The organism is Tenacibaculum pacificus, from assembly GCF_027941775.1.
GTDB classification, from domain to species: Bacteria; Bacteroidota; Bacteroidia; order Flavobacteriales; family Flavobacteriaceae; genus Polaribacter; species Polaribacter pacificus_A.
The window spans coordinates 2,024,750-2,048,462 of the sequence record NZ_CP115917.1 but is presented as its reverse complement, the minus strand read 5'-3'; the positions used below and the strand labels follow the sequence as shown (position 1 = coordinate 2,048,462).

At 29.3% G+C, this 23,713-nt stretch carries 18 protein-coding genes and 1 pseudogene; 9 read left to right on the top strand and 10 right to left on the bottom strand.

Annotation, left to right across the window (positions count from 1 at the left end):
- Nucleotides 1-43 precede the first annotated feature (43 nt).
- Entirely contained in the window at nt 44-1,420 is a 1,377-nt protein-coding gene (locus PG913_RS09335) for a hypothetical protein (RefSeq protein WP_271230470.1), read from the bottom strand.
- 408 nt (nt 1,421-1,828) lie between these two features.
- On the opposite strand from PG913_RS09335, the gene PG913_RS09330 reads away from it, so the two are divergent.
- Nucleotides 1,829-3,181, top strand: coding sequence for a UDP-N-acetylmuramate--L-alanine ligase (locus PG913_RS09330; protein WP_271230469.1), 1,353 nt, complete (start codon nt 1,829-1,831; stop codon nt 3,179-3,181).
- Here the strand turns inward: PG913_RS09330 and PG913_RS09325 are convergent.
- The 5 genes from PG913_RS09325 to trkA all read right to left on the bottom strand — a co-directional run bounded on the left by PG913_RS09325 (nt 3,174) and on the right by trkA (nt 8,882).
- The gene (locus tag PG913_RS09325; RefSeq protein WP_271230468.1) at nt 3,174-4,259 is read right to left on the bottom strand and encodes a nucleotidyltransferase domain-containing protein; all 1,086 of its coding nucleotides are present in this window, start codon (nt 4,257-4,259) and stop codon (nt 3,174-3,176) included. The genes PG913_RS09330 and PG913_RS09325 overlap by 8 nt on opposite strands.
- Nucleotides 4,249-5,358, bottom strand: coding sequence for a phosphoenolpyruvate carboxykinase (ATP) (locus PG913_RS09320; RefSeq protein ID WP_271230467.1), 1,110 nt, complete (start codon nt 5,356-5,358; stop codon nt 4,249-4,251). The genes PG913_RS09325 and PG913_RS09320 overlap by 11 nt, the downstream gene beginning before the upstream one ends.
- A 176-nt stretch (nt 5,359-5,534) precedes the next feature.
- Nucleotides 5,535-5,780, bottom strand: a complete 246-nt coding sequence (locus tag PG913_RS09315) for a hypothetical protein (RefSeq protein WP_271230466.1) — start codon at nt 5,778-5,780, stop codon at nt 5,535-5,537.
- Between the two features lie 256 nt (nt 5,781-6,036).
- Nucleotides 6,037-7,536: a TrkH family potassium uptake protein gene (locus PG913_RS09310; RefSeq protein ID WP_271230465.1), complete on the bottom strand. Its 1,500-nt coding sequence runs from the start codon at nt 7,534-7,536 to the stop codon at nt 6,037-6,039.
- On the bottom strand, nt 7,536-8,882 hold the full coding sequence (trkA, locus tag PG913_RS09305) for a Trk system potassium transporter TrkA (protein WP_271230464.1): 1,347 nt from the start codon (nt 8,880-8,882) through the stop codon (nt 7,536-7,538). Before trkA ends, PG913_RS09310 begins: the two co-directional genes overlap by 1 nt.
- A gap of 357 nt (nt 8,883-9,239) precedes the next feature.
- Between trkA and PG913_RS09300 the strand changes: the two genes are divergently transcribed.
- The 3 genes from PG913_RS09300 to PG913_RS09290 are packed head-to-tail and all read left to right on the top strand — an operon-like array spanning nt 9,240 to nt 12,001.
- Nucleotides 9,240-10,544 (top strand): polysaccharide deacetylase family protein, encoded by a 1,305-nt coding sequence (locus tag PG913_RS09300; RefSeq protein WP_271230463.1) that lies wholly within the window; start codon nt 9,240-9,242, stop codon nt 10,542-10,544.
- A gap of 28 nt (nt 10,545-10,572) precedes the next feature.
- On the top strand, nt 10,573-11,250 hold the full coding sequence (locus PG913_RS09295; protein WP_271230462.1) for a YjjG family noncanonical pyrimidine nucleotidase: 678 nt from the start codon (nt 10,573-10,575) through the stop codon (nt 11,248-11,250).
- Between the two features lie 28 nt (nt 11,251-11,278).
- On the top strand, nt 11,279-12,001 hold the full coding sequence (locus PG913_RS09290) for a hypothetical protein (RefSeq protein WP_271230461.1): 723 nt from the start codon (nt 11,279-11,281) through the stop codon (nt 11,999-12,001).
- A gap of 60 nt (nt 12,002-12,061) precedes the next feature.
- Here PG913_RS09290 and PG913_RS09285 read toward each other — a convergent pair whose 3' ends face one another.
- Nucleotides 12,062-13,333, bottom strand: a complete 1,272-nt coding sequence (locus tag PG913_RS09285; RefSeq protein WP_271230460.1) for a replication-associated recombination protein A — start codon at nt 13,331-13,333, stop codon at nt 12,062-12,064.
- Between the two features lie 76 nt (nt 13,334-13,409).
- Between PG913_RS09285 and PG913_RS09280 the strand changes: the two genes are divergently transcribed.
- Nucleotides 13,410-14,168, top strand: coding sequence for a rhomboid family intramembrane serine protease (locus PG913_RS09280; protein WP_271230459.1), 759 nt, complete (start codon nt 13,410-13,412; stop codon nt 14,166-14,168).
- Nucleotides 14,169-14,379: 211 nt separating this feature from the next.
- Here PG913_RS09280 and rlmB read toward each other — a convergent pair whose 3' ends face one another.
- The 3 genes from rlmB to PG913_RS09265 form a co-directional block, all read right to left on the bottom strand.
- A complete protein-coding gene (gene rlmB / locus PG913_RS09275) occupies nt 14,380-15,117 on the bottom strand; it encodes a 23S rRNA (guanosine(2251)-2'-O)-methyltransferase RlmB (protein WP_271230458.1) in 738 nt (245 codons plus the stop codon).
- 76 nt (nt 15,118-15,193) lie between these two features.
- Nucleotides 15,194-16,630, bottom strand: a complete 1,437-nt coding sequence (locus PG913_RS09270; RefSeq protein WP_271230457.1) for a SusD/RagB family nutrient-binding outer membrane lipoprotein — start codon at nt 16,628-16,630, stop codon at nt 15,194-15,196.
- Nucleotides 16,631-16,657: 27 nt separating this feature from the next.
- On the bottom strand, nt 16,658-19,885 hold the full coding sequence (locus tag PG913_RS09265; protein WP_271230456.1) for a SusC/RagA family TonB-linked outer membrane protein: 3,228 nt from the start codon (nt 19,883-19,885) through the stop codon (nt 16,658-16,660).
- 319 nt (nt 19,886-20,204) lie between these two features.
- Between PG913_RS09265 and rpsL the strand changes: the two genes are divergently transcribed.
- From rpsL to rpsJ, 4 genes and pseudogenes are all read left to right on the top strand, one after another.
- Entirely contained in the window at nt 20,205-20,579 is a 375-nt protein-coding gene (gene rpsL / locus PG913_RS09260; protein ID WP_028887479.1) for a 30S ribosomal protein S12, read from the top strand.
- Nucleotides 20,580-20,607: 28 nt separating this feature from the next.
- Entirely contained in the window at nt 20,608-21,084 is a 477-nt protein-coding gene (rpsG, locus tag PG913_RS09255; RefSeq protein WP_058885440.1) for a 30S ribosomal protein S7, read from the top strand.
- A gap of 3 nt (nt 21,085-21,087) precedes the next feature.
- Nucleotides 21,088-23,206: pseudogene (fusA, locus tag PG913_RS09250) on the top strand (elongation factor G).
- 12 nt (nt 23,207-23,218) lie between these two features.
- Nucleotides 23,219-23,524: a 30S ribosomal protein S10 gene (gene rpsJ, locus PG913_RS09245; protein WP_058885438.1), complete on the top strand. Its 306-nt coding sequence runs from the start codon at nt 23,219-23,221 to the stop codon at nt 23,522-23,524.
- The last annotated feature ends 189 nt before the right edge of the window (nt 23,525-23,713 follow it).

The window sequence follows — 23,713 nt, the reverse complement described above, 5'->3', positions numbered from 1 at the left end:
ATTTGCTGTAGCATATAAAGTATCGGTATTTAAAATACTATTTTCAATGAGCTACAATTAAATAATTATCTTGCGTAAATTTCGGAACAATTACTTCTGTAGTATGCTGTTTGTAATCGAATTCATTTCTTAATTTAGTATTCCAAGAAGTTACTTTATTCAGTTTTTTAATAAAATTGATTCGCTCTTCTTCTTTGTAAATATTGTTTAATTCCGTTATTTTCTTTTTGTCAATTTTATAAGCGGTAAAATAAAGTTTATCAATATTATTGTAAGTAAGTAATAAGCGAGAAGCTGTATTTATAGGACTAAATTTTTCTGATAAAAGTGACAGTGATTTGTTTGTTATTTGTCCTTTTAAAGCTTTACATTTTTCTGATGCGACACTCTTCGGAAATTTCGCAATTACAGCATCACAAATAACTAATGCTTCTTTATTTTTAAAACGGAAATCTTCATTTTTATTAGGTTGATAACTATTTGCTTGTTGTCTGTAAACTTCTGCAATTTGATGACTATACAATCCTGAAATAGCATTTTTTTGCTGTTTTTCTTCGGATGATTTTAATGTTTGTAAAAATAAATTTTGTTTATCATTAAAAATAGCATGATTATTTACAAAATTTAAACGCTCTAAATCTACCGTAGCTAAGGCTTTTAAATTTTTGTTTTTTAGATGAAAATTAATTAATTCTTGATAAATTTTTAATGCATTAAATTGAAGCGATATTGCATCTTTTGTAACTAATTTTATTTTAGTGAATTTTTTTGCAGTTCCTATTAATTCAGAATTATCAATTTTAAACTGATAATTTGGTTTTGTAATGTTTGTTTCTGATGTTTTATAAAAATCAAGAGCGTTATGTGCTAAAAAATCAAATAGGCTAGGGCGATATTCTTTTGAACCTTGCACAATGTATAAAATATCTTTAAACTCACGAATATCGGTTTGTTGTAAGGCTGTTTTATTTTCTAATGATTTTTGATAATAGGTGTGAATTTCAGCAAAAAGTGTATCTAAATCCCAAGTTCTAAAATCGATATTATCAACTTTTTCACTTGTTTTTGTTCTGTTATAAAATTTCCATTTATTTTGATTAAAATATTGCCAATATAAATTTGCCAATACATTTTCTAATACATTTTTGGTAGGAAATGAGCTTTTATCAATATGTATTTTAAACTGATTGATAATTTTTAATTGCGCATCTTCTTCTAAAGTCAACGAAAATTTACTTTTATAAAAAAGTGCTTTAATAATTTGTGGCGAATTTTTAGAAACATCCGCTTTAGCGTAAATAGTTTCTACTATTTTTAAAGCTGATTTTGGTAAATTTTCATTTTCAAATTTCTGTACCTGTTCCCAAAGACCTTCGTAATTTTCTTGAGCGTTTAGTGTGGTAGCAAAAAATGTAATCATAAATAACAGTGTTGTGACTTTTTTCATAACGGATGTTTTATAGTATTTAAAGTACAAGTAAATTAATATTGTTCTTTAATTTAGTCTAGCTTTAAAGGTAATTAATAATAGTGAAACTATTGTAATTATTTGGTAAGTCTATCCAAACAAAAAACGAGCCAATTATTTTGGTTTTTTATTAAAGTATTGCTAATTTCTATAATAAGGTTGTTAAAATACATTGAAAAGTAGTAAAAATTCCTAGCCCCGATTGTAGCAATTGTTTGAGCTCCTTTTTGTTTTTTTCCTTTTTAAAAAAATAAAAAGAGCGAGTGCGGAAAGCGGGAAATAGCTTCAAATTATTATTTTGAAATAGTACGAACGAATTTTCATAGTTTATTATCTTTACATAAAATTTAGAATATTTAAATGAAAGTACATTTTATAGCAATCGGCGGAAGTGCAATGCATAATTTAGCAATTGCGTTACATCAAAAAGGAGACATCATAACAGGAAGTGACGATACAATTCATAATCCATCTAAAGCTCGTTTAGAAAAATATGGATTATTACCAAATGAATTTGGTTGGTTTTCTGAAAAGATAACCACTGATTTAGATGCTATAATTTTAGGGATGCACGCCAAAAAAGACAATCCAGAATTGTTAAAAGCACAAGAATTAGGTGTTAAAATTTATTCTTATCCAGAATTTTTATATGAGCAATCAAAAGACAAAACTCGTGTAGTTATTGGTGGTTCTCACGGAAAAACAACCATTACTTCGATGATTTTACATGTGATGAATTATCATGAAAGAGAAGTAGATTACATGGTAGGAGCGCAGTTAGATGGTTTTGAAACCATGGTTCATTTAACCGAAGAAAATGATTTTATTGTTTTAGAAGGTGATGAGTATTTAAGTTCGCCAATAGATATGCGTCCGAAATTTCATTTATATAAACCAAATATTGCATTGTTAAGCGGTATTGCTTGGGATCATATTAACGTGTTTCCAACTATTGAAAACTATAATGAGCAGTTTAAAATTTTTACAGATTCGCTAATAAATGGCGGAATGATGGTGTATAATGAAGAAGATGCTGTTTTAAAAGATATTGTAGAAAATTCTACTAATCCGATAAAAAAATATCCATATCAAACACCTGAATATTTTATTGATAATGGAGTTACTTATATTGATACTTCAGATGGAGATTTGCCTTTAGAAGTTTTTGGAAAACATAATTTACAAAATATAGCAGGAGCAAAGTGGATTTGTCAGCATATGGGAATTGATGAAGATGAATTTTATGAAGCAATTGCTAGTTTTAAAGGAGCAAGTAAGCGTTTAGAAAAAGTTGCAGAAAATAAAAGTTCGGTAATTTTTAAAGATTTTGCTCACAGCCCAAGTAAAGTAAAAGCGACTACAACAGCTGTCAAAAATCAATATAAAGAACGTACTGTTTTAGCGTGTTTAGAATTACATACGTATTCTAGCTTAAACGCAGAATTTTTAAAAGAGTATAAAGGAGCATTAGCTAAAGCTGATAAAGCAGTTGTTTTTTATTCTCCAGATGCAGTAAAAATAAAACAATTAAAAGAAGTTACTGAACAACAAATAGCAACTTCTTTTGAACGTGATGATTTAATTATTTATACAAATCCAGCAGATTTTAAAGAATTTTTATTTAATCAAAATTTAGAAAATACAGCTTTATTATTAATGAGTTCTGGTAATTACGGAGGATTAGATTTTGATGAAGTTAAGAATTTTATTTAGAGATACCAATTTTTTCTTTAATCCAATTTATATCCGTCAATCTATTGAATAACCAACTTCTCATTTCTTTATTAAAAAAAGATTGTTGAATAATACTTAACCTAGATTTTAGATATAATTTTCTAGCAGTTCTTTTTCTTTTTTTATTAGATTTTTTGATGTTCTTTATTGAAAATAAAAATTTATTAAGATGCTTGGTTGTATTTTGGGTATTTTCAAAAGTTATAAATTTTGAATTAAGTACTTTTTTAGAGCAGGCTAAAAAATTATTTAAAGGATCAAATAATAAATTAAAATTATCAATAGCTTTTAAGGAGTCTGTTTTTATAGAAAGTAAAAAAACATCATAAGAGTTTCTTAAAGATATAGAATTATAAAATTGACCATTATCATTAATTTGTGAAGCAATGATAGATAGCGCTAATTGGTTTTGGTAGCTCATTGTTTTTACATTATTAATGACTAATGTGTCTTTTTTTATAAAATTATAATTAAACTCTCTTGAGTACTTTTCAAGTAGAAGCTCTTTATGAATTTCTATTGCAGCAATTTTATTTTCTTTTTGTAAACGCGGGTAGTGCTTAAATGAAGGGAAATCATAAGTTGTTTTATGTACTTTAGAATAATTATTAGAAAGTAGTATTTCAATCGCTTTATTATAGTCATTTTTAGAAAAAACAATATCAATATCACCAACCATCCTTTCAGCAATATCCTCATATAAACCTTCTAATAAATTCCCTGTGCCTTTTAAAAAAATAGGTGTAATATTATTTGCTAATAATAGTGTGTTAATTTCTTTAGCTTCTGTAATAATTTTTTTATTTCGTTCTCGATTTAAATCTGAAATATACTTCATATATTCAACCAAATCTTGAGGTAAATAATGAAGGAAATCAGCACGTTTTAAATTACAGTATAAAGCTGGAAATACATAATGTGCTGTAGTTATTTTAACTATGTTATCCCAATTTATAGTACCTTTTTTCAGTTCTTTCTCAACTAAAATACGATTACCTTTTTCATGAGTAATAGTTAAACATTTTCCGATAAAAAATAAAGTTTCTTTATAGTTCATTATTAAAAATTTTATGCACAGTTTCAATCATTTTTTTGTTATCAGAATAAGTAAGTTGATAACAAGGAAGTTTTTCAAACCAGTTCATAAATTTTTCAGCATTTTCAGAAATTGGAGATAACCAAGAATCAGGAACTAATTGTTGAAAAGCATTTAGCTTAGAAATTTCATCAATTTGTAAATCACTATTTTTTTCATATTTGATAAAAATTAATGCTTTACAAGGTAAATGTTGTTGATAATTTGTATTGTTAGGTATTAAATATCGAACAATTTTATTAAGTTTTTTAAAATGAAATTCGGCTGAAGTTTTTAACTCAGGGTAAATAGGAAGTAATGTATCTAAACTATTTTTTTTAATTGAAATAGCCGAAGGAAAACTATAAATATGTTTTTTTTGAGAATCAATAGGAACAAAATCATCTGCTAAACAAGTAAAATCGTTTGCTTGTAATAATGCTAACGAGGTACTTTTTCCGTTACCTGAATCACCTAAAAAAAGCATAGATTCTTTACCGTTACTTATTGCTGATGCATGAAAAACACCAAGCCATTCTTTTTCTTCTTTTAAATGTATATGTTCAACTATTTTCATAGAAAATTTTCCTTGAAAATAATGAACTTCATTTAATTCCCAAGTATTTATAACTTTTTTATCAATTGAAAAAGAAATATGAGTTTCATTACTATAAACCTCGTAGTGATAATTTATATTTAAAGGTTCTTGTACTTCTAAATGTGCAAACTTCGGATGTACTAATAATTTTTCAAAATCAGATAAATAACTTACTTTAATAGTAATGTTATTCATTTTGTAATAATAATTGTATTCGAAGTTTTCTGGTACTTTTAGAATCGTTTTTTTAACATCATCTTTTACTTTAGGGATTAATAACTTAGCAATATCATCAATAAAATGAGTTATCTCTTGAAGTGGTGCGTTTACTTTGTTTGATAAAAGTGTTGTAATTTCTTCTATAGAAGTATTCGTGTTTAAAAGTGATGCTATTTCGGCTACAATAGGCTCAACAATTATATATTGATTGTTATGTTGAAGCCATAAAATAGTTTTATCGTCTAATTGTTTTTGTAAAATCATAGGTTATAAAAATAATAAAACCCCGAAACAATCGAGGTTTTATTATCCAATAATATGAAAAAAAAATGAAACCTCAAAAATAGCCTTTATTCATAATTTATTTTTCTGTTTTGATTGGAGTATTTTAGGCAATTGAATAACATTAATTTTTGTTGACTTAAATTTAAATGATTTACTCATTCTAAAGTAGAGTATATATTTAAGGAATTTGTTTCAGTTTGTAAACCTGTAATTGTTATACTATTTTTTTCAGATTTGTAAATACTTACAGTTTCTAATTCAGGTTTAATATTATCGTCAGAATTTTTAGCATTTGTATAAATGTAAAACTGACCTTTAGTTTTATCATTAATATATTTAATTTTTATTGAAGATGAGTTTTTATCTTCAGTTGTATTTAAAACAAATTTAGTATATTCCACTAGAAATTAAATATGAATTTGTTTGATTTGCTTCTGATGTAAAATTTAAATAAGTAGCATCAGTAATACCTGTATAATTATTAATAACATCTTTTAAAGCAGTATTATCTATTGTTCCATATGTGGTAACAACAGTTATTACAAACTTAAATTTTTTTAGGGAAACAACCTTAAGGATATTGAAAATGATGTTAAAGGTAATTATAAATGGTATAAAATAAATTTTTGAAGAAAATATTTATTTTATTAGTTATAATTAATTTTTTCTCCAAAAGAAAGGTGTAAATAAAACTAATACAGTAAAAAGTTCTAAACGACCAATAAGCATTAAAAAAGAACAGAACCATTTAGCGCCTGTTGATAAATGATTAAAATTATCAACAGGACTTACACTTCCTAAACCTGGACCAACGTTTCCTAAAGAAGATGCACAAGCTCCTAAAGCAGAGTAAAACTCTAATCCAAAGAACGTTAATATTATACTTCCCATAATAAATATTAACATATATAAAACAAAGAAAGATAATATGTTAAAAACAATAGTTTGCTTAACAGCCTTACCATCATAACGAACAGGTATTATTGCATTAGGATGTAAAGATTTTTTAAATTCTAAGAAACTACTTTTTAATAAAATAATATGTCTTACAATTTTTACTCCACCCGAAGTAGAACCTGCTGATCCTCCTAAAAAAAATAATGAAAAGAATATTGCTGTTACAAAAAAGCTCCACATAGTAAAATCGGCAGTTACAAAACCTGTCGTTGTTATTACTGAAATCACGGAAAATAAAGAGTGTCGTATAGCACTTTCAACTTTACCAAAAACCATCGGATGCTCAATAGAAGTATGTAATAAAGGATCTTGATTAAAAATAATCATAATAGCAATAATACTAGAAATTCCTAATACTCCGAATAAATAATATTTAAATTCTTCGCTCTGAATTACTTTTCTAACTTTTCCTTTTAATGCAAAATAGGTGAGTACAAAATTTGTACCTGCCAAAAACATAAACAATATGATGATATATTGTATGATAGGATTCCCGTTCCAATGAGCAACACTTGCATTTTTCGTTGAAAATCCACCTGTACTAATAGTTGCCATTGCATGATTAAGTGCATCAAACCAGCCCATACCTGCTACTTTCAATAATAAAAATTGAGTAAGAGTTAGTAGTACGTAAATTTGCCATAAACGTTTTGCTGTATCTGTAATACGAGGGTGTAATTTATCTGCTGATGGTCCTGGAGCTTCTGCCATAAATAATTGCATTCCTCCAATTCCTAATAAAGGCAATATTGCAATGGTAAGTACAATAATTCCCATTCCACCAATCCAGTGAGTAGCACTACGCCAAAATAGAATTCCTTTCGGCATAGATTCTATGTCAGTTAAAATAGATGACCCTGTTGTTGAATATCCTGAAATAGTTTCAAAAAGGGCGTTTGTGATACTTGGGATACTACCAGAAAATAAATAAGGAAGCATTCCTGTAACTGTTAAAATAAGCCAGCCTGAGGTAACAATGAGGTATCCTTCTTTTTTCTTTATTTTTTTTGTATCAGGTTTATTAAAAAAATAAAGAATCAACCCTATAGCTACGGTAATAATAGCAGCATTTAATATACCCCATTTAGAAGGTTCATCATAATAAAAACTAAAAGGTAAGGTAAGCCACATAAATAGCCCATTAAGAATCGCTGTTATTCCTAAAAATCGATAAATTAGTTTTAAATTAAAATTCTCCATTAGTTGAATAAATCTTCTACAATTGATATTGCTTCGGGTAAGCAAAAAACAATTGCTTTATCGCCACTTTGTAATTGAAAATCACCAAAAGACATATGAGGTTTTCCATCTCTAATTACACCTCCAAAAACTGCTTCTCTAGGGAAGCGTAATTCTTTAATTGGTTTTTGAGTTACTTTTGCATTTAGTTGCACTTCAAACTCAAAAACTTCGGCATCAATATTATGTAAGTTGGCTAGTGCTAAAATTTCTCCTTTACGAATGTGTCGAAAAATATTACTTGCCGCAATTAATTTTTTATTGATAAGCGTATCAATACCAATAGTTTGTGAAATATGGATGTAATCCATGTTTTCAACTAATGCTATTGTTTTTTTAACACCTTTCGATTTTGCTACTAAACAAGACATTATGTTGGTTTCAGAATCGCCAGTAACAGCAATAAAAGCATCCATTTCTCGGATGTTTTCTTCTTCTAAAAGCTCTAAATCTCTACCATCACCATGAATAACTAAAGTGTCTATTAAATCTTCAGCAATGTTTAAGGCTTTTTCTTTTTTACGTTCAATGAGTTTTACATTAAAATTATCTTTACAAAGACTTTTAGATGTTTTCTGACCAATATTACTTCCGCCAAGAATCATTACATTTTTAATGTCTATTTGCTTTTTACCAATAATAGGATGTAGTTTATTAATACTATAATTTGGTACTGAAAAATAAACTTGATCGTTAATTTTGTAAGTAGTGTCACCACGAGGAATAATTGTTTGTGCAATTCCTTCTCGTTTTATGGCGATAGTAATAAAATCAACCAAACTAAATTTTTCTTTAGCTTCTTTTACGGTTAAATTTAATATAGGAGATTTATATCCAAGGGTTGTTCCCATTATATTAAACACACCATTTTCAAAAGCAACAGTATCGTTAAAAGAAGATTGATTTAAAAGCATTTTTATTTCTTCGGCAGCTAAAGCTTCAGGAGAAATCATAAAATCAACACCAAAATTTTTAAAGTTAATACTATCGTTCTTTAAAAACTCAGGATTGTTAATTCTAGCAATGGTTTTTTTTACACCTAGTGCTTTCCCTATTACTGATATTGTAAAATTAGTGTTTTGGCTTTCAGTAACTGCTAACAACAAATCAGCAGATTCAATACCTATTTCTTTTAATAAATTAATAGAAGTAGCGTCACCTTTTTTAGTGATAACGTCTAAATGGTTATTGATGTAATTTAGCTTTTCGCCATCAGAGTCAATAACATAAGTATCTTGTGACTCGTAAGAAAGGAGTTTAGCTAAATGGAAACCAACATCTCCAGCACCAGCTATAATAATCTTCATGTTTTAATTTAAAAAATAGTGTGCAAATATACAGCGGTTCTTTGGCTTGTGCAAAAAATGGATTGTATTTATAACTATTTTTGATAGAATACCTTATGAAAAAGAATTTAATAAAATATTGTATATTAGATAATAAACCTTGTAAAGAGTTGAGGTTAATCTTACAGATTAATCACTTATTAGTAAAATCAAAAGCGAGTAAGGTGTTTTATTTATTATTAAAAATAAAGAAGCTGTATTACGTTAGATAAAAAGATAAGAATCATTTAATAATTACGGAACAAAACGTATTTTAGCTCTGTAGATGAAAAGTAATATTAATACTTACTTATGTTCTCTGAAAATCATCGAACAACTATGATACTGATATATACCCCAGAAATTACACCTCGTATTCGGTATGTTTTTAAACGTGTTTTTACACGTATTTTACAAATATCGATTCAATTTACATCAACAGTAGAAGAGTTTGTAGCATATAATGGACCTAAATTTTCATACACAAAGGTAGCATTAGGTAAAGAGTTTTTTATTAAAAGTAACGAGTTGTTAAATCAGCAAGGAGTAAAAAATTTTGAAATACATATTAAAAAATGGGATAGTATTCCTTGTTTTTTTGCTACAGATGAAAAATCTGAAATTCCTTTTGATATTTTTGCCGCAACTTTTTATTTGATTTCTAGATACGAAGAGTATCTACCTCACATAAAAGATACGCATGCTCGTTTTTTGGCTACAGAAAGTATTGCTTTTAAAAATGGTTTTTTAGAAAAGCCACTTGTTGATATTTGGGCATATAAATTTTTAGAAATTTTAAAAATAAAGTTTCCAGATTACGAACATGCTACTAGAAAATATGAATACATTTCTACTATTGATGTTGACAATGCTTTTGCTTATAAGCATAAAAGTTTTATAAGAACGATAGGTGGGTTTTTAAAAGATGCATCACAATTGAAAATTTTTACTATTTGGGATCGATTTGCTGTTGTATTTAATATCAAACGAGATCCTTTTGATACTTTTAAATCGATATTAGAATTAAAAAAAATATATAAAGTTAGAACTGTTTTTTTCTTTCTAATAGGTGATTATACAACATTTGACACCAATGTATCTGCATCAAAAACTAAGTTTAAATTATTGATAAAAGATATGGTTGATTATGCTAGGGTAGGTTTACATCCATCATATCATACAATGAGTGATAATGTATTATTAAAAAAAGAAAAAGAACGTTTAGAAAATATTATTAATATGCCGATAAAACGTTCTCGTCAGCATTTTTTAAGATTATCATTACCTGAAACTTATCAAAATTTAATAGATTTAGAAATAGCCGAGGATTATTCTATGGGATATACAAGTCATAGCGGGTTCAGAGCAAGTACTTGTACTCCTTTTTATTTTTACGATTTAGCTTTTGAAATTCAAACACCTTTAAAAGTGTTTCCTTTTGCTTTAATTGATACAACATTAAACGATTATATGAAGTTAACACCAAAACAATCATTGGGTAAAATAAGAGATTTAAAAAATGAAGTAAAAGCTGTAAATGGTGTTTTTATTACTATTTTTCATAACGAAAGTTTAAGTAATTATCAACGTTGGAGAGGATGGAGAAGGCTTTATAGTGCTACTCTAAAAATAGCCAGAACTTAATTAATATAAATTATAAAAATAAACCAATATGGATGTTAAACATATTTTTTTTGATTTAGATCATACTCTGTGGGATTTTGATAAAAATTCAAAATTAACTTTTCAACAAATTTTTCAAGAACAAAATATTAAACTTAATATAGATGATTTTTTAAAAGTTTATATGCCTGTAAATTTAAAATACTGGAAATTATATAGAGAAGATAAAATTTCTAAATCAGATTTAAGATTTAATAGATTAAAAGAAGTTTTTGATGCTTTAAATTATAAAGTAACACCTAATTTAATTCATTTAATTTCAGATTTGTACATAAAATATCTTTCAACTTATAATCATTTATTTGACAATACTGTTGAGATTTTAAAATATTTACAGCAAAAATATGAACTACATATCATAACAAATGGTTTTGAAGAAATTCAAAATAAAAAATTGCAAAATTCAGGAATTGCTAATTACTTTAATCAAATAATAACATCAGAAAGCATAGGGTTAAAAAAACCAAATTCCAAAGTTTTTGAATTTGCATTAGATAAAGTTAAAACTGTACCAGAAAACGCAATAATGATAGGTGATAGTTATGAAGCAGATGTTTTAGGAGCATTAAATTCAGGGATGTTAGCAATTCATTTTACATCAGAAATAAAAGAGAATTCAGGAGTATTGACTATTAATAATTTAATTAATTTAAAAGATTATTTATAATCGTTTTTTAACACATAAAAGTAAAATAATGAAGAAAACAACTATTATTTTATTGATGATAACAACATCAATATTTGCTCAAAAAAAAGTTGAAAATTACAAATATATTATTGTACCCAATAAATTTGACTTTTTTAAAACTGTCGATCAATATCAAACAAGTTCATTAACTAAATTTTTATTTAAAAAACATGGTTTTACGGTCTTTTTAGCCGACGAGGTTTTACCTAACGACTTAGCCGAAAATAGGTGTTTAGCATTAACAGCAGTGCTTACTGATGCGTCTAGTTTGTTTACAACAAAAAATAGTATTACTCTTAAAGATTGTAGTAATAAAGAAGTGTTTTCATCAAAAGAAGGAAGAAGTAAAATTAAAAATTATAAAAAAGCATATCGTGAAGCGATTCGAAATTCTTTTAAATCGATAAAAGCTTTAAAGTATAATTATACACCAACTCTTATTCAAAAAAACGATAATCAAAGTAAATTGGTAGTTGAAAAAACAATAGATAATTTTGTTATTACTAATAAAATTTCAGTTATTAACTTATATGCTCAACCAACAAAAAATGGTTTTCAGTTAGTAGATGCAAATCCAAAAATTATTTTTAAAATACTAAAGACTAGTGTTAAAGATGTTTTTGTTATTGAAGATGAAAACGGAATCATCTATAAAAATAATGATATTTGGATTGCCGAATATTATAAAAAAGGAATTAAAACAATAGAAAAATATCAAGTAAAGTTTTAAATATTACTTGTTTTTTATCTAAAAATAAAAAGAGTGCATTTTTACAATACACTCTTTTTTTTAATACTTATATTTATCCTTCCAACGTTGTTTAAGTAATTCTCTAAATTGATTTTCACGTGTATTATTACCAGGTTCGTATAATTTGGTGTTTTTAATTTCATCGGGTAAAAATTCTTGACTCACAAAATTTCCTGAATAATTATGTGAATAGGCATAGTCTTTTCCGTAATTTAAATCTTTCATTAATTTTGTCGGAGCATTTCTTAAATGTAGTGGAATGGGTAAGTCGCCAGTTGTCTTTACTAAATTTTGAGCTTCACCAATAGCTATATAAGAAGCGTTACTTTTTGGAGAGTTTGCCAAATAAATAGCACACTGACTTAAAATAATTCTCGATTCAGGATATCCAATTACAGAAACAGATTGAAACGTGTTATTTGCCATAATAAAAGCTGTTGGATTTGCATTTCCAATATCTTCGGAAGCTGCAATAAGCATTCTACGAGCAATAAATTTTACATCTTCACCGCCTTCAATCATTCTTGCTAACCAATAAACTGCTGCATTTGGGTCGCTTCCTCGTATCGATTTTATGAAAGCTGAAGCAATATCATAATGTTGTTCGCCTGTTTTATCATATCGAACTGTGTTTTTTTGAATTTTTGATAAAACAAGTTCATTAGTAATTTCAACTTCTATTTCAGGGGCAACTAATAATTCAAAAATATTTAAAAGTTTACGAGCATCGCCACCAGAAACTTGTAATAAAGCATCGGTTTCTTTTAAGGTAATTTTTTTATCAGCAATAAATGTATCTTTTTTCATCGCTCTATGTAAAAGCGCGATTAAATCATTTTTATGAAAAGAATTTAAAATATATACCTGACAACGAGAGAGTAGTGCAGGTATTACTTCAAAACTTGGGTTTTCGGTAGTTGCACCAATTAAGGTTACCCAACCTTTTTCAACAGCTCCAAGTAAAGAGTCTTGTTGCGATTTGCTAAAGCGATGAATTTCATCAATAAATAAAATAGGATTTTTTTGACTAAATAAACCCCCACTTTTTTTAGCTTTTTCAATTATTTCACGAACATCTTTTACGCCAGAACTTATAGCGCTTAACGTATAAAAAGGACGACCCGATTCATTTGCAATAATATTTGCTAAGGTTGTTTTTCCAATTCCGGGAGGTCCCCAAAGAATTAACGAAGGAATTATTCCTTGTTTAATATGATTGGTTAAAATTCCGTTTTCGCCAACTAAATGTTGTTGACTTATATAATCGGATAGGTTCTGCGGACGTATTCTTTCTGCCAAAGGTTGATTCATTTTGTAAAAATACCAAAGATTTCTGACAGATGTTCCGAAATTTTTAGTTGGATTTATTTTTGATATCTCAATAATTATGAAAACAGATACTCAATTAAAATATTCGAACAGCGTTTTTTTAATACCATTTATTTTTGTCATTTCAATATGGTTTATATATTGGATAGAAATTACTTTTGGTTTCAATTTTAATAAATTCGGAATTTTACCAAGAGAAATAACAGGTTTAAAAGGAGTTTTAACCTCGCCTTTTATTCATGGTGACACAGGACATTTGTTTAATAATTCAGTGCCTTTATTTGTCCTTTGTGCAAGTTTGTTTTATTTCTACAGAGGTGTTGCCTTAAAAATATTGATTTTTGGTGGGTTATTTACAGGGTTTTTAACTTGGGTAATTGCTCGTGAATCCTATCATATTGGCGCAAGTGGTATTGTTTATTTACTTTTTAGTTTTGTCTTTTTCAGCGGAATTATTAAAAAACAATATCGACTTGTAGCGGTTTCCTTAATTATGATTTTTTTATACGGAAGTATGATTTGGTACGTGTTACCAATTAAAGACGGTATTTCGTGGGAAGGGCATTTATCAGGGTTTATTACAGGGGTTTTATTGGCTGTTTTTTATCGAAAAAAAGGTGTGATAAAAGAAAAATTTGTATTTTCTAAAACAGCTTTTGATGAACTATTTGATGAGCAAGGAAATTATGTACCGCCAATTATCGAAGAAGAAGAGGAGGGAAGTCATCAAGAAAACAAAGAAATGGAATCTGAAAATAAAGTAGCTAAAATTGATGTGCCGAAAGTTTTAAAAATCAATTATATTATTTCAAAGTGATTTTTTTAGAAGCAATTTCCCGCTTTTCGCACTCGCTTTTTTTATTTTTTTGAAGAAAAAAACAAAAAAGAGCTCAAACAATTGCTTCAATCGGGGCTAGGCTTTGTTGCTTATAATAAAAAATTTACAAGTTTTTTTATTTTTTACATAAAATAAGATATAAAAAAATCCTGCAAAAAGCAGGATTTTAATTTTTATAATTTTGTAATATTTATTGTCTTTGTCTGATAGTTTCATAAAGAAAAACTCCACAAGCAACAGAAACATTTAAAGATTCAATATCACCAAGTAAAGGTAATTTGGCTTTATAGTCTACCATTTTTAATACAGAGTTACTAACACCTTTGTGTTCAGAACCCATTACAATAGCAATTGGCTGATTAAAATCAACATCAAAAACAGAGTCTTCTGTTTTCTCGGTAGCGGCAACTAATTTTATATTTTCAGCTTGTAATTGAAACATAGCATCTTTAATATGGTCAACTTTACAAATAGGGATTTTAAAAGCTGCACCTGCCGATGTTTTAATTGTTTCAGCATTTACAGGAGCACTACCACTTCTTTGGATAATAATACCGTTTACTCCAGTACATTCAGCAGTTCTAATAATAGCACCAAAGTTTCTAACATCAGATACTTGGTCTAATAATAAAAATAAAGGTGTTTTGTCAGATTCTAAAGTAGTTTCAATTAAAGTTTCTAAATCATGAAAATCAACAGGAGAAATTCTAGCAACAGCTCCTTGATGATTACTGTGTTTAGATAATCTATCTAATTTTTCAGTAGGTACAACACTTATTGAAACTTTGTTTTTTCTTAATAATTTGTCTAATTCAAAAAATAATTCTCCACGAAGTCCTTTTTGTAAATATACTTTATTAATTGAAGCTTCACTTTCAATAGCTTCAATAATTGCTCTAATACCAAATATAGTAGTGTTTTCTTCCATGCTGCAAAGGTAGTTGAATTTATTGTATAAAAAAACCACCTTGTTAGAGGTGGTTTTTTTGTTATAAAGATGTATTTTATTTAGCCCACCATAATACAGTGTCTAAGTCATCAGCACCTTGAATTGAAACAGCATTATTGTATTCATCCAAGTTTAAAGTAGGTGCACTACCAGGATATGCATGTCTTTGTGGTATCCCTGTTCCGTTTATAGGGTTAGAAATAATAGTTAAAGCAGGTGCAACTCCTAAAGCTTTATATCTTCTCCATTCTGCCCATGCTTCATAACCTTGCATAAATAAAGCAACTTGTTTTTGGTTTGCGATATCATTAAGGCTTGTATAAGGGTGGTTACTGATATATGTTGCAGCATCAGTAATATTTACATCCCATTGGTCCATTGATGCTTGAATAGCTTTATTATAAAAAGTACTTGTATTTCCTGTATACCATCCTAAAAGGACAGCTTCTGCTTTTGCAAATTCAATTTGTGAGTAAACGAAAAGCATAGCTGGAGCAGTACTTTCATTAATAATATTACTTGTAATGAAAGAGAAATCAGCAGTGTTATTTTTAGCACCATATATACCTCCTGCGTAAACTAAAGTATTTGATGATTTTTCACCATACTTTTCTAATCTAGGATCTTCAGGGGTCGTTGAAGTACCTGAACCGATTAATGAATTAACAAATGTATTAGCTAATACATAATCTTTTCTACTTTCAAAACGATCTTGCCATGGATTATCATTACTATCATCAGAAAGAAAAGTATAATAAATGTTGTCAGCATTAGATGTAATTGCACCTGTAATACCTTTGTTAAATTCTACAGCAGCATATCCTGTTGGAGAAGAAACTTGTTTCGATATTCTTAATGCCATAACAACTCTAAGAGTGTTTGCAAACTTTTTCCATCTATCCATGCTTCCTCCAAGTAATATATCTCCTTTAGGTGCATTTCCTGAATCTATAATAGCTAAGGCATCATCTATTTCAGCAAAACATCCTTTGTATATATCTTCTTGTGTATCATATTTTGGAAATTTATTTTCAGTTTCTTTTAGAGATTCGGTATAAGGTAACATTCCCCATCTATCGGTCATACTCCAATACATAAAAGCTCTCATTATTTTAGATACAGCTTTTTGGTTATTTAATGAACCATTGGTTGCCGCATCAACTTTCGTTAAAGGATCATTACATAATTCAATAATTTTATTTAAATTAACTAAAACATCAGCATATTCATCATTATAGCTAAAATTTAAACCTAAGTATCTAGATTGATCATTATAATCTCCATTAGCTAAATATTGGACATATAAATTTGGTGCTGTATCAGTAGCGTAAGTTCCAAAATATTTTTCTGCTTCGGTAAGTAATGCAGCTGTAGATGCAATGGTTGCTTTTGTAGGGTCATTATTTATATCGCCAAAATCTACATCATTACATGAAGTAAAAGAAATGATAGTGGTGGTAATTATAAATCCTATTTTAAAGAATTTTTTCATTTTTTTGTTTTTTAAATTAGAAATAAATTAGAAAGAAAATTGGAAGTTGATACCTATAGCTCTAGAACTAGGTGCTTGACCTCCTTCAATAAAACTATGACCATCGTTACCTGTTGAAGTAGGAGATTCTAATTCAGAAGGATCAATATAACTAACTTCTGAATAAATTAACCATACATTATTTGCGTATACTCCAATTTTACCACTAGAGATACCAATTTTGTCTAAAGCTAATTTAGGTAAGTTATAAGATAAAGAGATACTTCTAAGTTTTACATAAGATGCATCATAAAGAAATTCATCACCAATTGTAAATTTATCCCATCCATCAGTATTTAAGTCTTTATAGTATGAAACATCGTTTCCTGTTGTAGCATCTACACCATTAACTAAAGTACCACCAGTATTTGAATTTGCACTATTAGCATATACAATAGTAGTTACGTCTTTTAATTTACCGTCTACTAGTTTTTGTGGATGTGTTCCGTTTAATGGGTCTCTTACAGGGTTTCCTGCTGCGTTATCTCCAACTGTACTTATGCTGTTTCCTGAAGCTTTACTAAACATTTCAGTCATTGAGAAATATTTACCTCCTTTTTGAAAATCAATTCCAACAGATAAGTCGAAGTTTTTATAAGAGAATGTATTTGTAAATCCTCCTGTAAAATCAGGTAAATGATTTCCTAAATATTGATTTTCTTCAGTAACATAGCTACCATCACTATTGATAACTTTTTTACCGTCAGCATTTGTTTTAATTTTTCTTCCATATATAGCTCCCCATTCTTGACCAACACGTTCTTGCATGTTAATCATAGATTCATTACCCCAGTAATTGGTGTCAAAACTATATGCGGCTAAATATTTATTATTAATACCTAATGCTAATTCTTTAACTTCTCTTTTTAAAGTAGCAAAGTTAATTGAGGTATTCCATGTGAAATTTTCTGTTCTCACAGGAGTAGCATTTATGGCTATTTCTAATCCTTTGTATGTTTGTTTTCCACTATTTGCAAAAACTGATTCGTTACCAGTAGATGGATCTAAATCTAACTCTACAGGAAGTTCTTTATCTGTTTTGAAAAAGTAAGATACGTCTAATCCAATTCTATTATTTAAAAATTGTAGTTCAGTACCAATTTCAAATTCATTTTTAACACCTCCTGTTAAATTAATATTATTTAAGGCATTTGGAATAGATTGACTACCTGTGTTACCATAACTAATTTCTGTATCATAAGTTTGATTAAGGCTATATACGTCTGGAAAAGCAGGTGCTTCAGCATAACCAGCTCTTAATTTACCAAATGATAAAATATTATTTTGAGGTAATACTTTAGAAAAAATAAAACTAGAAGATAATGAAAAGGTTTTAACTATATTTAAGTTAGGGTTTGCTGTAGAGTTCCAATCTAGTCTATAACTTCCGTCTAAATAAACAGTGTTTTTATAACCCGCAGATGCCTTTGCAAAGACAGCTTTATTTTTCGTGTATTCTTTTACGTTTTCTATTGTTGGTTTATCAACAGATGTATCTAAACTGTAAAAATCTTTAGTAGTCAGTCCTCCAATACTATTAATATCAGTGCTTTCTAGCTTGTAGTTAGATATTTCAGTACCAATGTTCGCTGTAACATCAAAATTATCATTAATTTTCGTTTGATAGTTTAACATTGCAAAATACTCATCTTTAGATCTAGTAAATTCATATTCACCATATGCAGCTTGCCCATCTAAATTACCCCAACCTGTTTGGTCATGATATTTATGAGAAGTAAAATGAGTTCTTGCTTCTGTTACTACAGAAAGATCATTAGTTAAGTTGTAATTAAAACCAATCTTTCCAAAAGAAGTGTTTCTTTCGTTTGCACTAGTATTCTCATAAATATCAAAAAAAGGAGAATCCCAATATTTTGGAGATGTATCTGTTGGTCCATTTATATTCCACGATACAATTTTTCCATTTCTTTTATATTTTCTAACTCTATCAATATCTATTTGTCTTTGCCACCACTGATTCATATTAGAGAAAACATTTCCATAGTTTTCTGTTAAATCGTTGTTTGTTTTTCTATTTTGATAATTAAAATTTCCGAAAACATTTAAATTTTTATTGATATCATAGTCTACATTAAAAGCAGCTTGTGTTGTTTTTCTATCAGAGTTAGGTACTACACTTTCTCTATCAGTATGTGTTATTTGTACTTTTACATTGTAGTCATCGCCACCTTTTAATGCTGTTAAACTTGTTCTTTGAGTTGTTCCTGCTCTATAAAAATTTTTAATATTATCAGGTTGTGAAGACCAAGGTCTTAATTTACCAAATTCAGGATCTCCTTCAATCCAACTATCCCAATGTCTAACAGGTGTTCCATCTAATTTTGGTCCCCATGATTCATCAGATTTATAAGTAGGTGTTTTTTGTCCATTAAAACTAGCCCATGAAGAAGGGTGTATTGCTGGATCATAGCTAAATGTGTCCCATTCTTGCGAATAACCACCTCCATATTCATTTTGAGTTTCCATTAAGTTAGTTACCTGATCTATTGTAAATCCTGAATTTACAGTGATTTGTGCTTGACCATTTTTTGCTTTTTTAGTTGTAACAATAACAACACCATTTTGACCATCAGGTCCATATAGTGCAGTTGCAGCAAGCCCTTTAAGTGTTGATATATCTTTAATATCTTCAGTATTGATACTACTTAAGTCGTTTAACTTAATATTATCAACAATATATAAAACATTTGTACTACCTCTTAATCTAACTTTTGCAGATTTAAAACCAGCACTTGGTGCACCTATTAATTGTACACCAGCAACCTTTCCTGCTAAAGCATTAGAAACATCTGCTTCTAATGTTCTATTAAGATCTTCTCCTTTTACAGATTGTTGTGCGTATCCTATTGATTTTTTATCTCTTTTTATCCCTAGGGCAGTAATAACAATTTCATCAAGCACATTTTCACTTGTCATTATTACATTTACTGAATTTGAACTTCCTACTGTCTTTTCGGTGGTTTTCATACCTACAAAACTAAAAATAAGTATATCTCCTGTGTTAGCTTTAATAGAGTATTTTCCATCAAAATCAGACTCGACACCAAGTGTAGTACCTTTTTTTATGATGTTAACTCCGGGTAGAGGACCGGTTTCATCAGAAATAATTCCTGATATTTTTTTTTCTTGTGCAAATGTAACATGAATAAGTACCATAAAAAAGAGTATTAAAACTCTGTTAAATTTTGTTTTCATTGTGTAGTTATTTGGATTTATATGGCTACAATTTATTAAATAAATGTTAAAAAAGACACTTTTAGTTAAAATTATCTTAATAAAATTTTGAAAATGTTAAATTAATTGTTGCTCCCTAGTTGAATATAAAGGGAAGAATTTTGTTGTTTTAATTTTTTAGTTTATTTATTTTAGAAGATCTTGCCTATTTGATGTACTTTTTTTTGAATTATAAAAAACAACTGCTTGATATTTGAATGTTTAGAAAAAAAAACGTAAGTTTGCACACTCTTTTAAAACAGAGTAATTTAAGTACAAATTAAAAACAAGCAATAATAGTATGCCAACTATTCAACAATTAGTTCGTAAAGGAAGAACCAAAATAACTAAGAAGAGTAAATCGGCTGCATTACAAGCTTGTCCTCAAAGACGTGGAGTTTGTACGCGTGTGTATACCACTACACCTAAAAAACCTAACTCAGCAATGCGTAAGGTAGCAAGGGTAAGATTAACAAATGGTAACGAAATTAACGCGTATATTCCAGGTGAAGGACACAACTTGCAAGAGCACTCGATAGTATTAGTTAGAGGTGGAAGGGTAAAAGATTTGCCAGGTGTTAAGTATCACGTAGTACGTGGTGCGTTAGATACTGCAGGAGTTGAGGGTAGAACTCAACGTAGGTCTAAGTACGGTGCAAAACGCCCAAAGAAGTAAAATTAATTAACTTTTTTAATGTAAAGACATGAGAAAAAGAAAAGCGAAAAAAAGAGTTCTTTTACCAGATCCAAGGTTTAATGACCAATTGGTAACACGTTTTGTGAATAACTTAATGTGGGATGGTAAAAAATCTGTGGCTTTTAAAGTATTTTATGATGCAATAGACATCGTAAACGAAAAGAAAACTGACGAAGAGAAGTCAGCTTTAGAGATTTGGAAAGATGGTTTATCTAATGTTATGCCACATGTAGAGGTTCGTTCTCGTCGTGTTGGTGGAGCTACATTCCAGATTCCTATGCAAATTCGCCCAGATCGTAAAGTATCTATGGCAATTAAATGGATGATCACTTATACGCGTAAGCGTAATGAGAAGACAATGGCACAGCGTTTAGCTGCTGAAATTTTAGCTGCAGCTAAAGAAGAAGGAGCCGCTGTTAAGAAGCGTACTGATACGCATAAAATGGCTGAAGCTAACAAAGCATTCTCACACTTTAGATTCTAAGAAATGGCTAGAAATTTAAAATTCACTAGGAATATTGGTATTGCTGCACATATTGATGCGGGTAAAACTACTACTACAGAGCGTGTATTGTATTATACAGGTGTTAGTCATAAAATAGGTGAGGTACATGATGGTGCCGCAACTATGGATTGGATGGAGCAAGAGCAAGAAAGAGGTATTACAATTACTTCTGCTGCTACTACTTGTGAGTGGAAGTTTCCATTAAATAATGGTGAAGCTACTGATGATACTAAAGGATATCACTTTAATATTATTGATACTCCTGGTCACGTTGATTTTACTGTAGAGGTAAATCGTTCATTAAGAGTTCTTGATGGATTAGTTTTCTTATTTAGTGCTGTTGATGGTGTTGAGCCTCAATCAGAAACTAACTGGAGACTTGCTGATAATTACAAAGTACCTCGTATTGGGTTTGTTAACAAAATGGACCGTCAAGGGTCTAACTTTATGGCTGTTTGTCAGCAAGTAAAGGATATGTTAAAGTCAAATGCAGTGCCAATTGTTATGAATATTGGTGATGAGGATGAGTTTAAAGGTATTGTAGATTTAGTGAAGAACCGTGCTATTGTATGGCGTGATGCTACACAAGGAGCTACTTTTGATATCGTTGATATTCCAGAAGATTTAAAAGAAGAAGCTGCTGAATTAAGAGGGAAACTTATTGAAGAGGTTGCAAGTTACGATGAAAATCTTTTAGAGAAGTTCAATGGAAGATGAAGATTCAATTACTGAGGAAGAAGTGCATGCTGCACTTCGTGCTGCTGTAATGGATATGGCTATCATTCCTATGATTTGTGGATCAGCATTTAAAAATAAAGGTGTTCAGTTCTTATTAGATGCTGTATGTCGTTATTTACCTTCTCCTTTGGATAAGGAAGCTGTTATCGGAACAAATCCTGATACTAATGTAGAAGAAAGAAGAAAGCCAGATGTAAAAGAGCCTTTTGCTGCTTTAGCATTTAAAATTGCTACAGATCCTTTCGTAGGTCGTTTAGCATTTTTTAGAGCTTATTCTGGACGTTTAGATGCAGGTTCTTACGTTTTAAATAACCGTTCAGGTAAAAAAGAACGTATTTCTCGTATCTATCAAATGCACGCTAACAAGCAAAACGCTATTCCTTACATTGAAGCAGGGGATATCGGTGCAGCTGTTGGGTTTAAATCGATTAAAACAGGAGATACTTTATCTGATGAAAAGCATCCTATTGTTTTAGAATCTATGGATTTTCCAGATCCAGTAATTGGAATCGCGGTTGAGCCAAAAACTAAAGCAGATGTTGATAAATTAGGAATGTCTTTAGCTAAGTTAGCAGAAGAAGATCCTACATTTACTGTTAGAACTGATGAAGCTTCAGGACAGACTATTATTTCTGGAATGGGTGAGTTACACTTAGATATTATTGTTGATCGTTTAAAACGTGAATTCAAGGTAGAAGTTAACGAAGGTCAGCCACAAGTAGAATACAAAGAAGCTATTACTGCTTCCGCAGAACACAGAGAGGTTTATAAGAAACAGTCAGGTGGTCGTGGTAAGTTTGCTGATATTGCATTTACTATGGAGCCAGCAGATGAAGGTGTTCAAGGTTTACAATTTGAATCTGTAATTAAAGGTGGAAACGTTCCTAAAGAATTTGTTCCTTCTGTAGAGAAAGGATTCAAAGAAGCAATGAAGAACGGTCCTTTAGCAGGATACGAAATGGATTCAATGAAAGTAACTTTAAGAGATGGATCTTTCCACCCTGTGGATTCTGATGCATTATCTTTTGAGTTAGCTGCAAAAATGGGGTATAAAGCTGCTGCTAAAGCTGCTAAAGCCAGAATTATGGAGCCATTAATGAAGGTAGAGGTATTGACTCCTGAAGAAAACATGGGAGATATCGTAGGAGATTTAAATAGAAGAAGAGGACAGGTTAACGATATGAGTGATCGTGCTGGTGCCAAAGTTGTAAAAGCTTTAGTACCTTTATCTGAAATGTTCGGATATGTTACTGCTTTAAGAACTATGTCTTCCGGTAGAGCAACTTCTACAATGGAATTTTCTCATTATACAGAAACTCCTTCGAATGTTTCTGAAGATGTAATAGCAAAATCTAAAGGTTAATAAGAAATTAAGATGAGCCAAAAAATTAGAATTAAATTAAAATCTTACGATTATAACTTAGTAGATAAATCTGCTGAAAAAATCGTAAAGACTGTAAAGGCTACTGGAGCTGTAGTAAACGGTCCTATTCCTTTACCAACAAATAAAAAGATTTTTACTGTATTACGTTCACCACACGTAAACAAAAAATCTAGAGAGCAATTTCAATTATCTGCTTACAAAAGATTATTAGACATCTATAGTTCTTCTTCTAAGACTATTGATGCTTTAATGAAACTTGAGTTACCTAGTGGAGTTGAAGTTGAAATTAAAGTTTAAGTATATTACTAACTTTCGGTTTAATTTTTTTAAACCGAAAGTTTTTTATACTTTTGCACACCAGAATTTAGGTTCCGTGGTGTACAAATTCTAGTTTTTTTATTAGAATTTAACATGTCCTGAGGGTTTCGCAAGGGAAAGATGGTAAGAACAAATTCAGAGCGAAGGTGTTTTTTCGGCTCTTTTTTT